Below are 17817 nucleotides of genomic sequence, written 5' to 3'. Positions count from 1 at the left end.
GTGTTTCTGGGCTCGACACGCCCGGCGTGACCGAACGCGATGCGCGGTCTGCGCCACCACCACGAACGCGGCGGCCATCAAACCCGACGGGGGCGTCTGAACGAGCGCCGCTCAACGCACGCTGGCGGCTCGCTTCAGCGTTCAGAGGCCCCAGACGATATCCGTATTTTCCTTCTGCGCCGCGCGCAGCATGTCGAGGAACGGATACGACCGTTGCGCGAGACCAATCGGAACCTCGTGACGCTCGTGACCTTCTTCCCCTTCATGGAAGTGGCCTTCATGCTCGGCGCGCTCCTGCTTGTCGGTGACGATGGCAGCTTCGAGCTTCGAGATCGCCACGCCAAGTTCGTCGTGATTGATCACACCGCGCGCGCCGAGCCGCTTGCCGATAATGCCCAACAAATATTGGGCGAGATTCTCCAGCATCACCACATCGGGCGCGGAGCGGCATTTGAAAGTAATCAGCATGATGACGGTTCCCTTTTCGTTATGTTGGCTTCTCGCGCGCCCAGCCGCAGAATACTCGCGACATCGCAACGGCCAGCCGCACGGGTTCCGTTGACGCGCCAGCCTGTCAGTCGACGACAGGCTGGCGGCCACGGCCCTTGCTGGGCATCTCATTGGACATATTAGCACCTGCTAAAATCCGACATTGACGGAAAAAGCTCGCTGCCGTGCGGCCGGGCACGCTGCGCTGCGTCGCAGCTGCGCGTGTTGCAGACTGTCGCCACGGCCCGCGCCACGAAACGTTAGCCGCCTTGCCGCGCCGCCGCAGCGTCACGCGGGCGCCGCGCATCGGGGCGCTCAAGCGCTTTCCACGCCGTCGACGGCCTTGCATCACGCCGTTCGCGGCGCTGCCCCGCTTCATCGGACTGCCTCACTGGACTCGCAACAAGCATGCTGCCTGCACACAAACACACTCTCGAAACCCTGTTGACCGACGTGGTCAAGCAGGTCGCCCAGGCGACCCAAGGTGAATCCGAAGCCGCGTTCATCGCGCCCGCCATCACGCTCGAACGCCCGAAGGTTGCCGCGCACGGCGACGTGGCGTGCAACGTCGCCATGCAGCTTGCCAAGCCGCTGCGTGCGAATCCGCGCCAGCTCGCGCAGCAGATCGTCGACGCGCTGCTCGCGCATCCGCTCGCCAAAGGCCTCGTCGATAGCGCCGAAGTGGCGGGTCCGGGCTTCATCAACCTGCGTCTGTCGGCGGCCTCCAAGCAGGCTGTGATCGCCGCCGTGTTCGAGCAACGCGAAACGTTCGGCCGCTCGCAGCGCGACGCGGGCAAGCGCGTGCTGGTCGAGTTCGTTTCCGCCAATCCGACGGGCCCGCTGCACGTCGGCCACGGCCGCCAGGCCGCGCTCGGCGATGCGACGTCGAACGTGCTCGCGTCGCAAGGCTACGACGTGCACCGCGAGTTCTACTACAACGACGCCGGCGTGCAGATCGGCAATCTCGCCATCTCGACGCAGGCGCGCGCCCGTGGCCTGAAGCCGGGCGATGCAGGCTGGCCGGAAGCCGCCTACAACGGCGAATACATCGCCGACATCGCGCGCGACTATCTGAACGGCGAGACCGTGTCGGCCAGCGACGGCGAACCCGTCAAGGGCACGGGCGACGTCGAAGACCTTGAAGCAATTCGCCGTTTCGCCGTCGCCTATCTGCGTCACGAGCAGGATATGGACCTGCAGGCGTTCGGCGTGAAGTTCGACCAGTACTACCTCGAATCGTCGCTGTACAAGGAAGGCCGCGTCGAGAAGACGGTGGACGAACTGATCGCGGCCGGCAAGACCTACGAGCAGGAAGGCGCGCTGTGGCTGCGCACCACCGACGACGGCGACGACAAGGACCGCGTGATGCGCAAGTCCGACGGCACGTACACGTACTTCGTGCCCGACGTCGCGTATCACGAGACGAAGTGGGAGCGCGGCTTCACGAAGGTCATCAACATCCAGGGTTCGGACCACCACGGCACGATCGCGCGCGTGCGCGCCGGGCTGCAGGGTCTTGGCGTCGGCATTCCGAAGGGCTATCCCGACTACGTGCTGCACAAGATGGTCACCGTGATGCGCGACGGTCAGGAAGTGAAGATCTCGAAGCGCGCGGGCAGCTATGTGACGGTGCGCGATCTGATCGAATGGTCGGGCGGCGCGCTGCCGGGCCAGGAAGCCTCGCCCGATCTGCTCGACGAAGAGACGATCCGCCGCGGCCGCGACGCCGTGCGCTTCTTTTTGATCTCGCGCAAGGCCGACACGGAATTCGTGTTCGACGTCGATCTCGCGCTCAAGCAGAACGACGAGAACCCGGTGTACTACGTGCAGTACGCGCACGCACGCATCTGCTCGGTGATCAACGAATGGAAGTCGCGCTACGGCGCCGATGAAGCCGTGCTGCCGTCCGTCGATCTGTCGCCGCTCGACAGCGAACGCGCGATGGCGCTACTGCAGAAGCTCGCCGAATACCCCGACATGCTCACGCACGCCGCCGACGAACTCGCGCCGCATGCCGTCGCGTTCTATCTGCGCGACCTCGCAGGCGAATTTCACTCGTTCTACAATGCCGAACGCGTTCTCGTCGACGACGAAGCGCCGCGCAATGCGCGCATCGCGCTGCTCGCGGCGACGCGCCAGGTGCTGGCCAACGGCCTCGCTGTGATCGGTGTGTCGGCACCCGCAAAAATGTAATCTCCGCGCGGTTCAATTGAACTTAATTGGGACGATACAAAGATGACCGTCGTTATAATCGACGGTCATTCCAGATTTCCTTTTGCAGGTGAATTAGACGATGGCAAAACCACGCCGCACTACAAAGCAGTCGAAACAAACCGGGGGCACTTTTCTCGGTATCGTGCTGGGCCTGATCGTCGGCCTGGCCATCGCGGTGGTGGTGGCGCTCTACATCACGCGCGCGCCTACGCCGTTCGTCGCGAAGGTCGCGCCGCCCGCTGCGTCCGATAGCGGCGCAAGCCAGCCGCAATACGACCCGAACCGTCCGCTGCAAGGCAAGACGCCTGGCCAACCGGTGCCGCAAGCCGCGCAACCCGCGCCGCCCAACACGGCGCCGGGCCAGACGACGAACCAGACGCAGACGTCGGGCATGCTCGAAGAACCGCAGATCGTCGAAGTGCCGCCGTCGAACAACGGTGTCGCCGTCGCGCCGAAGCCCGCGCAGGACAACGGCGCTAACAACGGCACGACCACCGCGAACGTTCCGCCGAAGAAGGCGCCGAACCCGACCAGCGCGCCCGTCACGACCGCCAACAACGCGCCGACGCAGCCGCCCAAGGCCGGCTCGACGCCGAACGCCAACGGCACGCCGCCCGCCGCTAACGACGCGAACACCGGCTATCTGCTGCAGGTCGGCGCCTACAAGACGTCCGCCGACGCCGAACAGCAGCGCGCGCGCCTCGCGTTCCAGGGCTTCGAATCGAAGGTCACGCAGCGCGATGCGGGCGGTGTGACGTACTATCGCGTGCGTATCGGCCCGTTCTCGAAGTTCGAGGACATGAACACCACGCGTCAGCGTCTTTCGGATGCGGGCGTCGATACGGCCGTGATCCGCTTCACCAAGCAGTGATTCACATTCGGTAATGCGTTGTCACGCGCCGCCGCTGAACCTTCAACGCGCGGCGCAAGTCTCAGGTGCGGCAGCCTGCCGTCGAAACCGTAGCGGTCGCGGCGCGCAACAGCCGGCCACCGTTACTTTCCCTGATTGGGTTCACAAGACATGAAAAAACTGCTCAGCATTCTTTTCCTCTCGATCGGTCTCGTCGCGAGCGCGGTACAAGCGGCGCCCGCCGCGCCCGTCGCCGGCAAGGACTACACCGTGCTGTCCACGCCCCAGCCCGTCGAAGCGGCTGCCGGCAAGATCGAAGTCATCGAGTTCATGTGGTACGGCTGCCCGCACTGCAACGAGTTCGACCCGTATCTCGAAGCGTGGGTCAAGAAGCAGGGCCCGGACGTCGTGTTCAAGCGCGTGCCCGTTGCGTTCCGCGACGACTTCATCCCGCATTCGAAGCTCTATCACGCGGTCGACGCGCTCGGCCTCGCCAATCAGCTCACGCCGACCATCTTCCACGAGATCCACGTCAACAAGAACTATCTGCTGACGCCGGAAGATCAGGCTAAATTCCTCGCGAAGAACGGTATCGATCCGAAGAAGTTCATGGACGCGTACAACTCGTTCTCGACGCAGAGCGCGATCCAGCGCGACAAGAAGCTGATCGAAGACTTCAAGATCGACGGCGTGCCGACGCTCGCCGTGCAGGGCAAGTACGAAACGGGCCCTGCGCAGACCAACAGCCTGCCGGGCACGATTCAGGTGCTCGACTATCTGGTCGCGCAGGTTCGCGCCAAGAAGATGTAAATCCGTTCGCACGCGCCGCATGAGTTCACCCCTGAAGGTTTTCATCACCGGCGCGTCCAGTGGCATAGGTGAAGCGCTCGCCGCCGACTATGCGCGGCGCGGCGCGATTCTCGGCCTCGTCGCCCGCCGCGGCGACGCACTCGCCGCCTTCCAGCAGTCCCATTCCCAGAACGCAATCTCCGTGTATTCCGTCGACGTACGGGATGCGGAGGCGCTCGCGCAGGCCGCGCAGCAGTTCATCGCGGAGCACGGCTGCCCCGACATCGTGATCGCCAACGCGGGTATCAGCCGCGGCGCCGTGACAGGTCACGGCGATCTGCAAACGTTCCGCGACGTGATGGACGTCAACTACTTCGGCATGGTCGCGACCTTCGAGCCGTTCGCGCAAGCAATGATCGACGCGCGCAAGGGCGCCCTCGTCGGCATTGCGAGCGTCGCCGGCGTGCGCGGTCTGCCGGGTTCGGGCGCGTATAGCGCGTCGAAATCGGCGGCGGCGAAGTATCTGGAGGCGCTGCGCGTCGAGATGCGGCCGTTCGGCGTGTCGGTCGTGACGATCGCGCCGGGCTATATCCGCACGCCGATGACGGCGCACAATCCGTACGCGATGCCCTTCCTGATGGATGCGGACCGCTTCGCCGCGAAAGTCGCCGACGCGATCGCGCGCAAGAAACGCTTCGCGACCTTCCCGTGGCAAATGCGCCTTGTGTCGATGGTGCTGCACGTCGCGCCTCGCTGGCTCTACGACGCCGTCTTCGAAAAGGCTCCGCGCAAGCCGCGCGCCGCGCAGTAGATCATGCGCGCGCGTGTCGTCGATGCAGCCGGTGTCGAGCACGCGAAAGCGGAACGCGGCGCGCGCATCGTGTCGCTGGTGCCGAGCATCACCGAACTTCTCTTTGCCTTGAAGCTGGACGCGCAGATCGTCGGGCGCACGGGGTTTTGCGTGCATCCGCGCGACAAGGTGCGCCGTGTGCCGAAAGTCGGCGGCACGAAAGCCGTGAAGATCGACGCCTTGCGCGCGCTGCAACCCACACATGTCGTCGTCAATATCGACGAGAACGAGCGCGAGACCGTCGAGCAATTGCGCGCGTTCGTGCCGCATGTCGTCGTCACTCACCCTTTGACGCCCGAGGACAACTTGGCGCTGTACGCGCTGCTCGGCGCGATTTTCGATCGCCACGACGAAGCTCGCGCGTTGGGCGTCGAGCTTCAGACGCAACTGGACGCATGCGCTTCCCGCGAATGGCCACGGCAAAACGTGCTCTATGCGATCTGGCGCGAGCCGTGGATGACCGTCGCGCGTGACACCTATATTTCAGCGATGCTGCGCCTCGTGAACTGGCAGACACTGCCCGATGTGCGCGGCGGCGAAACAGGCGCGGCGCGTTATCCTTCGTTCGATCTGGATGCCGCGTGGCTTGCCCAGACCGACCGCGTCCTGCTGTCGAGCGAGCCGTATCGCTTCACCCAGCAGCATTGCGACGCGCTTGGACGGGACGCGCGCCTCGCGGGCAAACGAATCGGGCTGGTCGACGGCGAGATGGTGTCGTGGTACGGCTCGCGTGCGATCGACGGCATCGCGTATCTTCTGGACTACGCCAGCCGTTAGCGCGTATCCGCCGCCATATGGATATGCGGATTCAATTGTTGTCGCTGCTGAAAGCGTTCGATAAGCTTGCGCCAGAGCCGGCGACGCGTGACGCACCGAGGTGACCCATTGAGTTGACGCACTGCGCCTGCACCGAAACCGTATCAGAATCAGTTTGCGTGAAAGCACCCGCCCGGGGCGCGCGTGACAGATGCGCGGCCCCGCCACGAACAATTCGAAATCCCGGGAGATCTTATGCGTTTCAAGTTGCTTGCCGCCGCCGCGACCCTGACGGCGTTCGCCAGCGCGCCCGCACTGGCCGTCGCGAAGCCGCTCACCGTCTGCACGGAATCGAGCCCGGACGGCTTCGACGTCGTCCAGTACAACTCGCTCGTCACGACCAATGCATCGGCGGATGTGATCTTTAATTCGCTCGTGTCGTACGACGAAGCGGCGAAGAAAGTCGTGCCGTCGCTCGCCGACAAGTGGGACGTCAGCACCGACGGCCTCACGTACACGTTCCATCTTCGCCCGAACGTGCAGTTCCAGACCACCGACTATTTCAAGCCCACGCGCGCGCTGAACGCCGACGACGTCGTCTTCACGTTCAACCGCATGCTCGACGACAACAACCCGTGGCACAAGGTCGCAGGCGCGAGCGGCTTTCCGCACGCGCAGTCGATGGGTCTCGTAAAGCTGATCAAGTCGGTGTCGAAGGTCGACGACAACACGGTGAAGTTCGAGCTGAACGAGCCGAACGCGACCTTCGTGTCGATCCTGACGATGGGCTTCGCGTCGATCTATTCGGCTGAATACGCGGACCAGTTGCTGAAGGCGGGCAAACAGGCCGACCTGAACGCGAAGCCAATCGGCACGGGTCCGTTCGTGCTGAAGGGCTACACGAAGGATTCGATCATCCGCTATGACGTGAACCCGAGCTACTGGGGCGCGAAGCCGAAGATCGACCGTCTGATCTACGCGATCACGCCCGACGCTGCCGTGCGCGCGCAAAAGGTGAAGGCGGGCGAATGCCAGATCGCGCTGTCGCCGAAGCCGCAGGATATCGCCGACGCGAAGCAGGACAAGTCGCTCGCCGTCGTGCAGACGCCCGCGTTCATGACGGCGTTCGTCGCGCTGAACACGCAGAAGAAGCCGCTCGACAATCAAAAGGTGCGCGCGGCGCTGAACATGGCGTTCGACCGCACGTCGTACCTGAAAGCCGTGTTCGACAACACGGCGACGCCTGCGAACAATCCGTATCCGCCGAATACGTGGAGCTACGACAAGGCCGTCAAGCCGTGGCCGTACGACGCGGAGAAGGCCAAGAAACTGCTCGCCGAAGCGGGCTACCCGAACGGCTTCGAAACGACGATCTGGGTGCGTCCGAACGGCAGCGTGCTGAATCCGAATCCGAAGGCGGGCGCGGAAATGCTGCAAGCGGACTTCGCAAAGATCGGCGTGAAGGCCGAGGTGAAGGTGATCGAATGGGGTGAGTTGATCAAGCAGGCCAAGCAGGGACAGCACGATACGCTGTTCATGGGCTGGGCTGGCGACAACGGCGACCCGGACAACTATCTGTCGCCGCTCTTTAGCTGCAATGCGGTGAAGTCGGGGATCAACTTCGCGCGGTATTGCGACCCGGAACTCGACAAGCTGATTGCGCAGGGCAAGGAGACAGCGGATCAAGGCAAGCGCACGAAAGCGTATGAAGCCGCGCAGCAGATCATTCACGATGCTGCGCTGTGGATTCCGCTTGGGTATCCGACGGCGGCCGCTATCACGCGGACGAACGTGAGCGGGTATCACGTCAGTCCGTTTGGGCGGCAGAATTTTGGGGCGGTGGTGGTGCAGTAAGCTGCGCTTCGCGCTACGGAAAAAGCCCGGCCTGCGAGATGCGGCCGGGCTTTTTGTTTGAGGCGACGAAGTCGGTCAGTCGATTGCGCCGCGCTTCTTCACCATAAAATCAAATTTAAGCGGCTTCACTTTGACCTTATTGCGAACGGGGTGATTTTCCAGGTCCTTCGACGCACGACGGAAACGCCCTACCTAGTCGAGCCTGAACAAATCGGCGAGCCTCGTGCAGCGGAGCTTTGAGGCCAAAATTGTGTTGTGAGATTTGCAGGAACCTGGCAAATTGACGTGAGAATCCTGCAAATTCTGGCGAGGTACGGATGGGTCCGAAGACGCCTGTGAAAGAAGGAGATTTCTTCCGGCAGCCGCTGCGTGAACAGATCAATCTGAAACATCCGCTGGTACGGCTGGCCGACCTCATCAACTGGGATCGGCTGGGTGTCGCGATGAGCGAAAGCTTCGTGTCGCGCAAGGGGCGACCGGCTACATCGCCCAGGCTGATCGCCGGTCTGCTGTATCTGCAGCACGGGTTTGACCTGTCCGACGAAGAGGTCGTCTGGCAATGGGTGGAAAACCCGTATTGGCAGGTTTTCACTGGCGAGACCTACCTGCAGACCGAACCGCCAATCGATCCATCGAGCCTGACGCGCTGGCGCAAGCGGCTGGGCGAAGCCGGCGTCGAAGAGTTGCTGGCCGAAACGATCGAGGCAGCAAAACGTGCTGGCGTGATCAAGGCTGCAAGCGTGAAGCGCGTGATTGTAGACACGACGGTCATGGAGAAGGCGATTGCCCATCCAACCGATTCCCGCTTGCTTGAGCGGTGTCGCGAACATCTGGTAAAGGCGGCTGCGCGGCATAGCCTGAAGCTGCGGCAGAACTACAACCGCGAGGCGCCGCACCTGGAGCGTCAGATTGGCCGCTACGCCCATGCGAAGCAGTACAAACGCATGAAGAAGGCGTTGCGTACGCTGCGCTCGCGTGTGGGTCGGGTGATGCGTGACGTGGAGCGGCAGGTCGATTCGGTATCCGAAGGAAGCCGCGTGGCCTTGCAGGAACTGATTGGGCGCACGAAACGGATCCTGTCGCAAAAGACAAAAGACAAAAACAAGCTCTACGCACTGCATGCGCCAGAGGTGGAGTGTCTGGCCAAAGGCAAGGCGCGCACGCCGTATGAGTTTGGTGTGAAGGTGTCGATCACAACGACGCACAAGGAAGGCCTGGTCGTTGGCATGCGCTCGATGCCGGGCAACCCTTACGACGGCCACACCCTTGCAGAAGCGCTGGAGCAGGCGGCAATCCTGAGCGACATCACGCCGGAAATCGCCGTCGTCGACCGCGGCTACAAGGGCGTAGACATCGAAGGGGTGAAGATCTACCACCCGGGGCTGCGGCGAGGCATTACAAGGGGATTACGGGCGATGATCAGGCGGCGCAGTGCGATCGAGCCAGCGATCGGCCACATGAAGACGGATGGAAAGCTCGATCGGAACTGGCTTAAGGGGACGCTCGGCGACGCGATGCACGCGGTGCTGTGCGGCACTGGCCACAACCTGCGCATGATCCTCAGGAAACTGCGGCTTTTTTGCGCCCTCGTTCTTGTGGCGCTGTTCGTTTCTGTCGATCAGTCAACGGCCGTCGTCTGACGCCGGCGACGACCAAAACGCTTTATTCAGGGCGGACTACCTAGCCTCGTTCTCAAACCGAATCACCCCATCCCCACCCTGCACCCGCTTCAACTCTCCCTGAAGCCACAGCAGATGCAAATGCGCGAGCGCTTCACCCATCGCAAACGTCATCTGGTGAATATCGAGTTCCCGTTTGAACATGATGGGGACGATATCCGCCGCGCTGCACGGCTTCTGGGCGCAGGCCTCACGCACTTCCGCCAGCCGCGCCGCGTGGTGATCCCGCAGTTGCCCGATACGCGTATGCAGGCCCCGAAACGGCTTGCCATGCGAAGGCAGCACGAGCGTATCCGGCGCCATCGTTTCATAACGGCCAAGCGAACCGAGATACAGCGCCAGCGGATTGCCTTCCGGCTCGATGTCGAACACCGATACGTTCGTCGAAATGCGCGGCAACACCATATCGCCGGAAATCAGCACGCCATCCGCTTCCGCGTGCAGCGCGCAATGCTCCGGCGAATGACCGAAGCCCGTCACGACTCGCCACGTGCGCCCGCCGATCGACAGCGCATCGCCCTCGCGCATGCGCCGGTATTGCCCCGGCACCGAAGGGACGAGGTTCGCGTAATAGCTCTTGCGGTTGCGAAGCTTGTCGAGCGACGCCTCGTCGCTTAGTCCATGCCGCGCAAAGTGCCGCGCCGCGCCCTCGCCGCCCGCATTCGAGCCATCGCCGGCCGCCATCACGCGGCCCAGCATGTACTCGCCGAGCGTGATCCACAGACGCACATTCCAGCGCTTCTTCTCGCCGCCCTCGCACAACCAGTTCGCGAGCCCGAGGTGGTCCGGATGACAATGCGTGACGATCACGCGCAGCACCGGCAAGCCTTCGAGCGCCGTGTCAAACAGCCTTTCCCAGTTCGCCTTGATCTCGTCCGAAGCGATCCCGCAATCGACGATCGTCCAGCCCTTCTGCCCGTCGATCTCGTCGCGCAGCAGCCAGAGGTTGATGTGATTGAGCGCGAACGGCAACGGCATGCGCAGCCAGTAGACGCCCGGCGCGACTTCCTGCGTCGTGCCGGCGGCTGGCATCTGGTCGGCGAATGGATAGTCGAGTTGGTGTTCGAGAGCATTCATCGTGGGGTTTCCTTCGTCGGCGGCACGGTCGGTTGCATGGTCAGTCGCATGAACCAGCCGTGCGCGTGGTTGCGCTTTGTTCAGGTTGACGATAACGTAAACGTCGATTCTAGCGTTCAATCCGTTTTTGTGCCCGGCCGTCTGGACAAATCGGACAGACGGGACCGCACGCCCCAGACCCAACGATGAACACCCAATACACGATTACCGAACTGGCCCGCGAATTCGACGTGACGCCGCGCGCGATCCGCTTCTACGAGGACCAGGGTTTACTCTCACCAAGCCGCGAAGGTTCCAGCGGATTGCGCCGCGTGTACTCGGGCCGCGACCGCACGCGGCTGCGGCTGACGCTGCGCGGCAAGCGTCTGGGTTTCACGTTGTCGGAGATTCGCGACCTGCTCGATCTGTACGATTCGCCGACGGATACCCAACCGCAGTTGCAGGCGTTCCTCGCAACGGTGGTTCGGCATCGCGAAGTGCTGGAGCGCCAGCGCGAGGACCTCAACGCGACGCTCGAAGATCTCGCGCAATACGAAGCGCAGGCGCGCGCGTTGCTCGAAAGCGGCACGCGCGGCGACGGCTACAGCGAGGCTGACAAACTCGCACACGAAAGCACCAAGGCGGATTGAAAGAAAAATCCTGATCGGAAGATCGGGCGCCAAACACGACAATTGGCGCGGCGTTGCGTGAAGATGCGCCGAACGCCATGCAACACGCTTCAAACAGCAATGCGTCGACGCCGCGCCCAAAAGGCCTGAAGGCGTCTCGCAAGCTCACCCGGACGATACAATCGCAGGGGTCTTCGCGACATTGAACGAATGCACGGTCGACATGAATCACTTTCCCAAACTGCTGTCGTCACAGATCGGCTTCGACGTCGCGGAGACGCTGCTCGCGGGGTTCGACCGGCATTACCGGATCTTCCGCGAAGCAGCGATCCACGCGAAAGATCTGTTCGAAGCCGCCGACTGGCACGGCCTGCAAAAACTCGCGCGCGACCGGATCACGTCGTATGACGAACGCGTGCACGAGTGCATCGAAAAGCTCGAGGACGAATTCGACGCCGAGAGCATCGACGACGAAGTCTGGCAGCAGATCAAGCTGCATTACATCGGTCTGTTGACGACGCACCGCCAGCCCGAATGCGCGGAGACGTTCTTCAATTCGGTGTGCTGCCAGATCCTGCATCGCTCGTACTTCAACAATGATTTCATCTTCGTGCGGCCCGCGATTTCGACCGAATACATCGAGAACGACGAGCCGGCAGCGAAGCCGACGTATCGCGCATATTACCCGGGCCGGGATGGTCTCGCCGTCACGCTGGAGCGGGTCGTCACGAACTTCCAGCTGAACCCGCCGTTCGAAAACCTGACTCGCGACGTCGAATGCGTGATTCAGGCGCTGCACGACAACTTCGGCACCTTCAACGAAGCGCCCAATTTCCAGATTCACGTGCTGTCGTCGCTGTTCTTCCGCAACAAGGCGGCGTACATCATCGGGCGCATCATCAACGGCGACACGATGGTGCCGTTCGCATTGCCGATCCATCACGTGAAGCCGGGCCTGCTCGCACTCGATGCGCTGCTTTGCAAGCGCGACCAGTTGCTGATCATTTTCAGCTTCGCGCATTCGTACTTTCTCGTCGATATGGAAGTGCCGTCCGCGTACGTCGAATTTCTCGGCAGCATTCTGCTGGGCAAGCCGAAGGCGGAAATCTATACGTCGGTGGGCTTGCAGAAGCAGGGCAAGAATCTTTTCTATCGCGATCTGCTGCAGCATCTGAGGCATTCGAGCGACCGGTTCATCATCGCGCCCGGCATCAAGGGCATGGTGATGCTGGTGTTCACGCTGCCGTCGTTTCCGTACGTGTTCAAGCTGATCAAAGACTCATTCCCGCCGCCGAAAGAAACGACGCGCGAACAGGTGGTGGGCAAGTATCAGCTCGTCAAACGACATGACCGTCTGGGCCGCATGGCCGACACACTCGAATATTCGAGCGTCGCATTGCCGCTGTCGCGCCTCGATCACGCGCTCATTCGCGAGCTCGAAAAGGAAGCGCCGTCGATGCTCGAATACGAAGGCGATAATCTCGTCATCAGGCATCTGTATATCGAACGGCGCATGGTGCCGCTCAACATTTTCCTGCAGAACGGCACGGACGCCGACGTCGAGCACGGCATCCGCGAGTACGGCAACGCGGTGAAAGAACTGATGCAGGCCAACATCTTTCCCGGCGACATGCTGTACAAGAACTTCGGCGTCACGCGGCACGGACGTGTCGTGTTCTACGACTACGACGAGATTGAATACCTCACCGATTGCAACGTGCGCGCGGTGCCGCCGCCGCGCAACGAGGAAGATGAGATGTCGGGCGAGCCGTGGTACACGGTCGGTCCGCATGACATTTTTCCGGAGACGTACAACACGTTTTTGCTCGGCGACACGCGCGTACGCGAATATTTCCTCAAGCATCACGCGGATTTCTTCGATCCCGCGCTGTGGCAAAAGCACAAGAATCACATTCTCCGCGGCGAGTTGCCCGACTTCTATCCGTATGACGGCAACCTGCGCTTTTCCGTGCGTTATCCGGAACGGTTCCCAGCAGATCGGGATCAGGATCACGCGGCCAATGCATCGACCAAGCCGACGGTGCGCTTAGCATGAAAGCGCATGCCGTCCTCGATTGAACAACATCAAACAACCAGATTACGTCGGAACGAATCATGACTACGAACGCTTCTGCTACTGAACATCCCTCGCCCATCTGTTCGCGAACAACGATGCATGGGTCTCGCACAAGCTCGAGGAAGACCCCGAGTTTTTCTCACGGCTCGCGCATCAGCAGGCGCCCGAGTATCTGTGGATCGGCTGCGCGGATTCGCGCGTGCCTGCCAACGAGATCATCGGCCTGCCGCCGGGCGAAGTGTTCGTTCACCGCAATATCGCGAACGTCGTCGTGCACTCGGACCTGAACTGTCTGTCCGTGGTCCAGTTCGCCGTCGATCTGCTGAAGATCAAGCACATCATGGTCGTCGGCCACTACGGCTGCTCGGGCGTCGGTGCCGCGCTGCACGGCCGTCGCGTCGGTCTCGCCGACAACTGGCTGCATCACGTGCAGGACGTGCGCTCGAAGCACGCCGCGATGCTCGAACAATGGCCGATGGGCGAAGCACGGCATCGCCGCCTCGTCGAACTGAATACGATCGAGCAGGTCGTCAACGTGTGCCGCACGACGATCGTCAACGACGCATGGGCGCGTGGCCAGGACCTCACCATTCACGGTTGGGTGTATGGCGTGCACGACGGTCGCGTGCGCGATCTCGGCATGACGGTCAAAGATCCGTCGAAGCTGGAGGAGACCTACACCAGTTGCGTCGCGGCCGTTTCCGCGAGCCGCGCACACTCGGCTGACAACGACATGGTCGCCGCCGACGCCGAAAAGCTCGGCGGTGTGGCCGCGGTCGTTCACGGTGTTATCAAGGAGATGAAACATGAGTGAGACAAGCAAGGACCCGATCGTCATCGTATCCGTCGCGCGTACGCCGATGGCCGCGTTCCAGGGCGAGTTCGCATCGCTGACGGCACCGCAGCTCGGCGCAATCGCGATCAAGGCGGCCGTCGAACGCGCGGGCCTCAAGCCGGAACAGGTCGAAGAAGCCGTGATGGGCTGCGTGCTGCCCGCCGGCCAGGGCCAGGCGCCCGCGCGCCAGGCGGCGCTCGGCGCGGGGCTGCCGCTATCGACGGGCTCGACGACCGTCAACAAGATGTGCGGCTCCGGCATGCGCGCGGCGATGTTCGCGCACGACATGCTCACGGCCGGTTCCGTCGACGTGATCGTCGCGGGCGGCATGGAGAGCATGACGAACGCGCCGTACCTGCTGCCGAAGGCGCGCGGCGGCATGCGCATGGGCCACGGTCAGGTGATGGACCACATGTTCCTCGACGGCCTCGAAGACGCCTACGAGAAAGGCCGTCTGATGGGCACGTTCGCCGAAGAGTGCGCAGGCTCGTACGATTTCACGCGTGAGTCGCAGGACAAGTTCGCCATCGAATCGCTGACGCGCGCAAAGCGCGCCAATGAAGACGGCTCGTTTGCATGGGAAATCGCACCCGTCACCCTCGAAGGCAAGAAAGGCAGCGTGACGGTCGAGCGCGACGAGCAGCCGTTCAAGGCGAACCTCGACAAGATTCCGACGCTCAAGCCCGCATTCAGCAAAACGGGCACGGTGACGGCCGCGAACTCGTCGTCGATCAGCGACGGCGCAGCGGCGCTCGTGATGATGCGGGAATCGACGGCGAAGAAGCTCGGCGTGACGCCGCTCGCGCGCGTCGTCGGCCATGCCACGTTTGCGCAGGAACCGGCGAAGTTCACGACAGCGCCCGTCGGCGCGATCCGGAAGCTGTTCGACAAGAACGGCTGGAAAGCGCAAGACGTCGATCTGTACGAGATCAACGAAGCGTTCGCCGTCGTCACGATGGCCGCGATGAAAGAGCATGACCTGCCGCACGACAAGGTCAACGTGAACGGCGGCGCGTGCGCGCTCGGCCACCCGATCGGCGCATCGGGCGCGCGCATTCTCGTCACGCTGATCGGCGCGCTGAAAAAGCGTGGGCTGAAACGCGGCGTCGCGAGCCTGTGCATCGGCGGCGGCGAAGCGACGGCGATGGGCGTCGAGCTGGTCTGACGCATCGTTTGAACGGCGGCGCGCGACGGCCTGCGCGCATCGAGACACGACAGGACATCTCATGAAGACAGTGTTGATCGTAGGCGCGTCGCGCGGCATAGGACGCGAGTTCGTGAAGCAGTATCGGCACGATGGCTGGCGTGTGCTCGCCACCGCGCGCGACGAGGCGTCGCTCGGCGAACTCGTCGCGCTCGGTGCCGAAGCGTTTTCGCTCGATGTCGCCGCGCCCGAGGACATCGCCGCGCTCGGCTGGAAGCTGGACGGCGAGCGGCTCGACGCGGCCGTAATCGTGTCGGGCGTGTATGGCCCGCAGACGGAAGGCGTAGAAACCGTCACCGCCGACGACTTCGACTTCGTGATGACGACCAACGTGCGCGGGCCGATGCAGCTGATCCCGGTTCTGCTGCCGCTCGTCGAAGACGCGCGCGGCGTACTCGCCGTGCTGTCTAGCCGCATGGGCAGCATCAGCGAGGCGGCGGGCACGACGGGCTGGCTGTATCGCGCGAGCAAGGCGGCGCTCAACGACGTGCTGAAAGTGACCTCGCTGCAAACGCGCCACGCCACCTGCGTGTCGCTGCATCCGGGCTGGGTGCGCACCGACATGGGCGGCGCATCGGCTGCCGTCGATCCCGCCCATAGCGTGCGCGGCATGCGCGAAGTGCTGGCGCAGGCGGCGAGCACGCCGCATCTCTTTCACGGCCGGTTCTTCCAGTACGACGGCACAGCGATCGACTGGTAACGGCAAACAACACACAAATAATCAGGAGACACCCGCATGTTGCTCGATCAGGACCACCTGATGATCCGCGACGCGGTGCGCACTTTCGTGCGCGAGGCCGTGACGCCGAATGCGGCGCAATGGGACCGCGACCGTCAGTTTCCCGCCGACGTGCATCGCCAGCTCGCCGAACTCGGCGCGTACGGCGTGCTCGTGCCGGAGGAATACGGCGGCGCCGGGCTCGATGCGCTCGCGCTCGCGCTGATCCTCGAAGAGATCGCGGCGGGCGACGGTGGCACGTCGACGGCGATCTCGGTCAACAACTGCCCCGTCTGCAGCATTCTTCTGACGTATGGCAACGAGCAGCAGAAACGCGACTGGCTCACGCCGCTCGCGCGCGGCGAGATGCTCGGCTCGTTCTGCCTCACCGAACCGCAGGCGGGGTCGGATGCCTCGGCGTTGCGCACCACGGCCACGCGCGATGGCGACTTTTACGTGCTCAACGGCGTCAAGCAGTTCATCACGAGCGGCAAGAACGGCAATGTCGCGATCGTCATGGCCGTCACGGACAAAAGCGCCGGCAAGCGCGGCATCAGCGCGTTCATCGTGCCGACGGACACGCCCGGTTACGTCGTCGCGCGTCTCGAAGAAAAGCTCGGCCAGCATTCGTCCGATACCGCGCAGATCGTCTTCGACAACTGCCGCGTTCCCGCCGCCAACCTGATCGGCGCGGAAGGCGAAGGCTACCGGATCGCGCTGTCGGGGCTCGAAGGCGGGCGCATCGGCATTGCCGCGCAGAGCGTCGGCATGGCGCGCGCAGCGTTCGAAGCGGCCCTCGCCTATGCAAAGGAGCGCGAAAGCTTCGGCGAGCCGCTCTTCGCGCACCAGGCCGTGCAATTCCGTCTCGCCGACATGGCGACGCAACTCGAAGCGGCGCGGCAGTTGATCTGGCACGCGGCGTCGCTGAAGGACGCGGGCCAGCCGTGTCTGACGGAAGCGGCCATGGCCAAACTGTTCGCCTCCGAGGCTGCGGAGCGCATCTGTTCGGCCGCACTGCAGATTCACGGCGGCTACGGCTATCTGAGCGACTTTCCCGTCGAACGCATTTATCGCGATGTTCGCGTCTGCCAGATTTACGAAGGCACCAGCGATATCCAAAAGATTCTCATCGCACGCGGACTGAGCTGAACCCCAACTCAATCATTCATGACTGCATCAAAACAACGTCCCATCGATTGCCCTTGCGGCGGCGCCGCGCCGAACCGGCGCGATTCGGACAAGCCGCCGCGTTTCGCGGATTGCTGCGGCCGTTTCATCGACGGCGGCGCGGCCGCGCCGACCGCGCTCGAACTGATGCGCTCCCGCTATAGCGCCTACGTGCTCGGCGAATCCCAATATTTGCGCGAAACATGGGCGCCCCAAACCTGCCCCGCCAATCTGGACGCCGACCCGAGCGCGGCCGACGCGCCCCGCTGGCTAGGTCTGCAGATCAAACGCTTCACGCCGCTCGACGCTACGCACGCCGAAGTGGAATTCGTCGCGCGCTACAAGGTGGGCGGACGGGCGCATCGGCTGCATGAATCCAGCCGCTTTATCCGAGGGGAAGATGGGCATTGGCGCTACGTCGATGGCGATGTAAGCGATCGCTGACGCTCGCATTCCGGTTGCGCTGCAACAACGTATCAAGCATCCCTTACAAATCTCAAATAAGGGCCATTTCTGTAAGAGAATCAACGTGTTGGGCGAGCGACACGTCCCTCAATTACCCGTTCTTTCCGAATCGCCGCCGATACCCGCCCCAAACGGCTTCGCGCACATCAGACGAAAGGAAATTCGTGCCGCAAGGGGTTTGTACT

The 17817-nt window shown here is 62.9% G+C and carries 16 protein-coding genes; 14 read left to right on the top strand and 2 right to left on the bottom strand.

What is annotated here, in order from left to right:
* Positions 1 to 141: 141 nt before the first annotated feature.
* A complete protein-coding gene (locus H1204_RS01035; RefSeq protein ID WP_180729449.1) occupies positions 142 to 468 on the bottom strand; it encodes a DUF1840 domain-containing protein in 327 nt (108 codons plus the stop codon).
* Positions 469 to 897: 429 nt separating this feature from the next.
* Here H1204_RS01035 and argS point away from each other — a divergent pair, with 429 nt between their 5' ends.
* The 7 genes from argS to H1204_RS01000 all read left to right on the top strand — a co-directional run bounded on the left by argS (position 898) and on the right by H1204_RS01000 (position 9442).
* Positions 898 to 2682 (top strand): arginine--tRNA ligase, encoded by a 1785-nt coding sequence (gene argS, locus H1204_RS01030; RefSeq protein WP_180729448.1) that lies wholly within the window; start codon positions 898 to 900, stop codon positions 2680 to 2682.
* Positions 2683 to 2782: 100 nt separating this feature from the next.
* On the top strand, positions 2783 to 3574 hold the full coding sequence (locus tag H1204_RS01025) for an SPOR domain-containing protein (RefSeq protein WP_180729447.1): 792 nt from the start codon (positions 2783 to 2785) through the stop codon (positions 3572 to 3574).
* A gap of 150 nt (positions 3575 to 3724) precedes the next feature.
* Positions 3725 to 4363 carry a thiol:disulfide interchange protein DsbA/DsbL gene (locus H1204_RS01020; RefSeq protein WP_180729446.1) on the top strand — a complete coding sequence of 213 codons (639 nt, stop codon included), beginning with the start codon at positions 3725 to 3727 and terminating at the stop codon, positions 4361 to 4363.
* Positions 4364 to 4382: 19 nt separating this feature from the next.
* On the top strand, positions 4383 to 5153 hold the full coding sequence (locus tag H1204_RS01015; RefSeq protein ID WP_180729445.1) for an SDR family oxidoreductase: 771 nt from the start codon (positions 4383 to 4385) through the stop codon (positions 5151 to 5153).
* A gap of 3 nt (positions 5154 to 5156) precedes the next feature.
* Positions 5157 to 5969, top strand: a complete 813-nt coding sequence (locus H1204_RS01010; protein ID WP_180729444.1) for a helical backbone metal receptor — start codon at positions 5157 to 5159, stop codon at positions 5967 to 5969.
* Between the two features lie 234 nt (positions 5970 to 6203).
* Complete coding sequence (locus tag H1204_RS01005) at positions 6204 to 7802, top strand: ABC transporter substrate-binding protein (protein ID WP_180729443.1); 1599 nt, start codon at positions 6204 to 6206, stop codon at positions 7800 to 7802.
* Between the two features lie 317 nt (positions 7803 to 8119).
* Entirely contained in the window at positions 8120 to 9442 is a 1323-nt protein-coding gene (locus H1204_RS01000; RefSeq protein ID WP_180729442.1) for an IS5 family transposase, read from the top strand.
* Between the two features lie 36 nt (positions 9443 to 9478).
* On the opposite strand, the gene H1204_RS00995 is transcribed toward H1204_RS01000, so the two are convergent.
* On the bottom strand, positions 9479 to 10558 hold the full coding sequence (locus H1204_RS00995) for an MBL fold metallo-hydrolase (protein WP_180729441.1): 1080 nt from the start codon (positions 10556 to 10558) through the stop codon (positions 9479 to 9481).
* A 185-nt stretch (positions 10559 to 10743) separates the two neighbouring features.
* On the opposite strand from H1204_RS00995, the gene H1204_RS00990 reads away from it, so the two are divergent.
* From H1204_RS00990 to H1204_RS00960, 7 genes are all read left to right on the top strand, one after another.
* A complete protein-coding gene (locus H1204_RS00990) occupies positions 10744 to 11187 on the top strand; it encodes a MerR family DNA-binding transcriptional regulator (protein ID WP_180729440.1) in 444 nt (147 codons plus the stop codon).
* A 202-nt stretch (positions 11188 to 11389) separates the two neighbouring features.
* A complete protein-coding gene (gene aceK / locus H1204_RS00985) occupies positions 11390 to 13222 on the top strand; it encodes a bifunctional isocitrate dehydrogenase kinase/phosphatase (protein ID WP_180729439.1) in 1833 nt (610 codons plus the stop codon).
* Positions 13223 to 13322: 100 nt separating this feature from the next.
* The gene (can, locus tag H1204_RS00980; protein WP_180730828.1) at positions 13323 to 14057 is read left to right on the top strand and encodes a carbonate dehydratase; all 735 of its coding nucleotides are present in this window, start codon (positions 13323 to 13325) and stop codon (positions 14055 to 14057) included.
* Entirely contained in the window at positions 14050 to 15243 is a 1194-nt protein-coding gene (locus H1204_RS00975; protein ID WP_180729438.1) for an acetyl-CoA C-acetyltransferase, read from the top strand. The genes can and H1204_RS00975 overlap by 8 nt, the downstream gene beginning before the upstream one ends.
* A gap of 61 nt (positions 15244 to 15304) precedes the next feature.
* Complete coding sequence (locus H1204_RS00970; RefSeq protein ID WP_180729437.1) at positions 15305 to 15982, top strand: SDR family oxidoreductase; 678 nt, start codon at positions 15305 to 15307, stop codon at positions 15980 to 15982.
* A gap of 36 nt (positions 15983 to 16018) precedes the next feature.
* Positions 16019 to 17149 carry an acyl-CoA dehydrogenase family protein gene (locus H1204_RS00965; protein WP_180729436.1) on the top strand — a complete coding sequence of 377 codons (1131 nt, stop codon included), beginning with the start codon at positions 16019 to 16021 and terminating at the stop codon, positions 17147 to 17149.
* A gap of 18 nt (positions 17150 to 17167) precedes the next feature.
* Positions 17168 to 17611 (top strand): YchJ family protein, encoded by a 444-nt coding sequence (locus H1204_RS00960; RefSeq protein WP_180729435.1) that lies wholly within the window; start codon positions 17168 to 17170, stop codon positions 17609 to 17611.
* Positions 17612 to 17817 lie beyond the last annotated feature (206 nt).

Origin of the sequence: Paraburkholderia sp. PGU19 (genome assembly GCF_013426915.1) — a bacterium.
Taxonomy (GTDB): Bacteria; Pseudomonadota; Gammaproteobacteria; order Burkholderiales; family Burkholderiaceae; genus Paraburkholderia.
Note: the sequence above shows the minus strand (reverse complement) of the source record. Positions and strands in the feature narration are given on the sequence as shown.

Bases quoted from the DNA above. Each gene is read 5' to 3' on its own strand.
- H1204_RS01035 (WP_180729449.1), bottom strand. From the start codon at position 468: ATGCTGATTACTTTCAAATGCCGCTCCGCGCCCGATGTGGTGATGCTG.
- argS (WP_180729448.1), top strand. From the start codon at position 898: ATGCTGCCTGCACACAAACACACTCTCGAAACCCTGTTGACCGACGTG.
- H1204_RS01025 (WP_180729447.1), top strand. From the start codon at position 2,783: ATGGCAAAACCACGCCGCACTACAAAGCAGTCGAAACAAACCGGGGGC.
- H1204_RS01020 (WP_180729446.1), top strand. From the start codon at position 3,725: ATGAAAAAACTGCTCAGCATTCTTTTCCTCTCGATCGGTCTCGTCGCG.
- H1204_RS01015 (WP_180729445.1), top strand. From the start codon at position 4,383: ATGAGTTCACCCCTGAAGGTTTTCATCACCGGCGCGTCCAGTGGCATA.
- H1204_RS01010 (WP_180729444.1), top strand. From the start codon at position 5,157: ATGCGCGCGCGTGTCGTCGATGCAGCCGGTGTCGAGCACGCGAAAGCG.
- H1204_RS01005 (WP_180729443.1), top strand. From the start codon at position 6,204: ATGCGTTTCAAGTTGCTTGCCGCCGCCGCGACCCTGACGGCGTTCGCC.
- H1204_RS01000 (WP_180729442.1), top strand. From the start codon at position 8,120: ATGGGTCCGAAGACGCCTGTGAAAGAAGGAGATTTCTTCCGGCAGCCG.
- H1204_RS00995 (WP_180729441.1), bottom strand. From the start codon at position 10,558: ATGAATGCTCTCGAACACCAACTCGACTATCCATTCGCCGACCAGATG.
- H1204_RS00990 (WP_180729440.1), top strand. From the start codon at position 10,744: ATGAACACCCAATACACGATTACCGAACTGGCCCGCGAATTCGACGTG.
- aceK (WP_180729439.1), top strand. From the start codon at position 11,390: ATGAATCACTTTCCCAAACTGCTGTCGTCACAGATCGGCTTCGACGTC.
- H1204_RS00975 (WP_180729438.1), top strand. From the start codon at position 14,050: ATGAGTGAGACAAGCAAGGACCCGATCGTCATCGTATCCGTCGCGCGT.
- H1204_RS00970 (WP_180729437.1), top strand. From the start codon at position 15,305: ATGAAGACAGTGTTGATCGTAGGCGCGTCGCGCGGCATAGGACGCGAG.
- H1204_RS00965 (WP_180729436.1), top strand. From the start codon at position 16,019: ATGTTGCTCGATCAGGACCACCTGATGATCCGCGACGCGGTGCGCACT.
- H1204_RS00960 (WP_180729435.1), top strand. From the start codon at position 17,168: ATGACTGCATCAAAACAACGTCCCATCGATTGCCCTTGCGGCGGCGCC.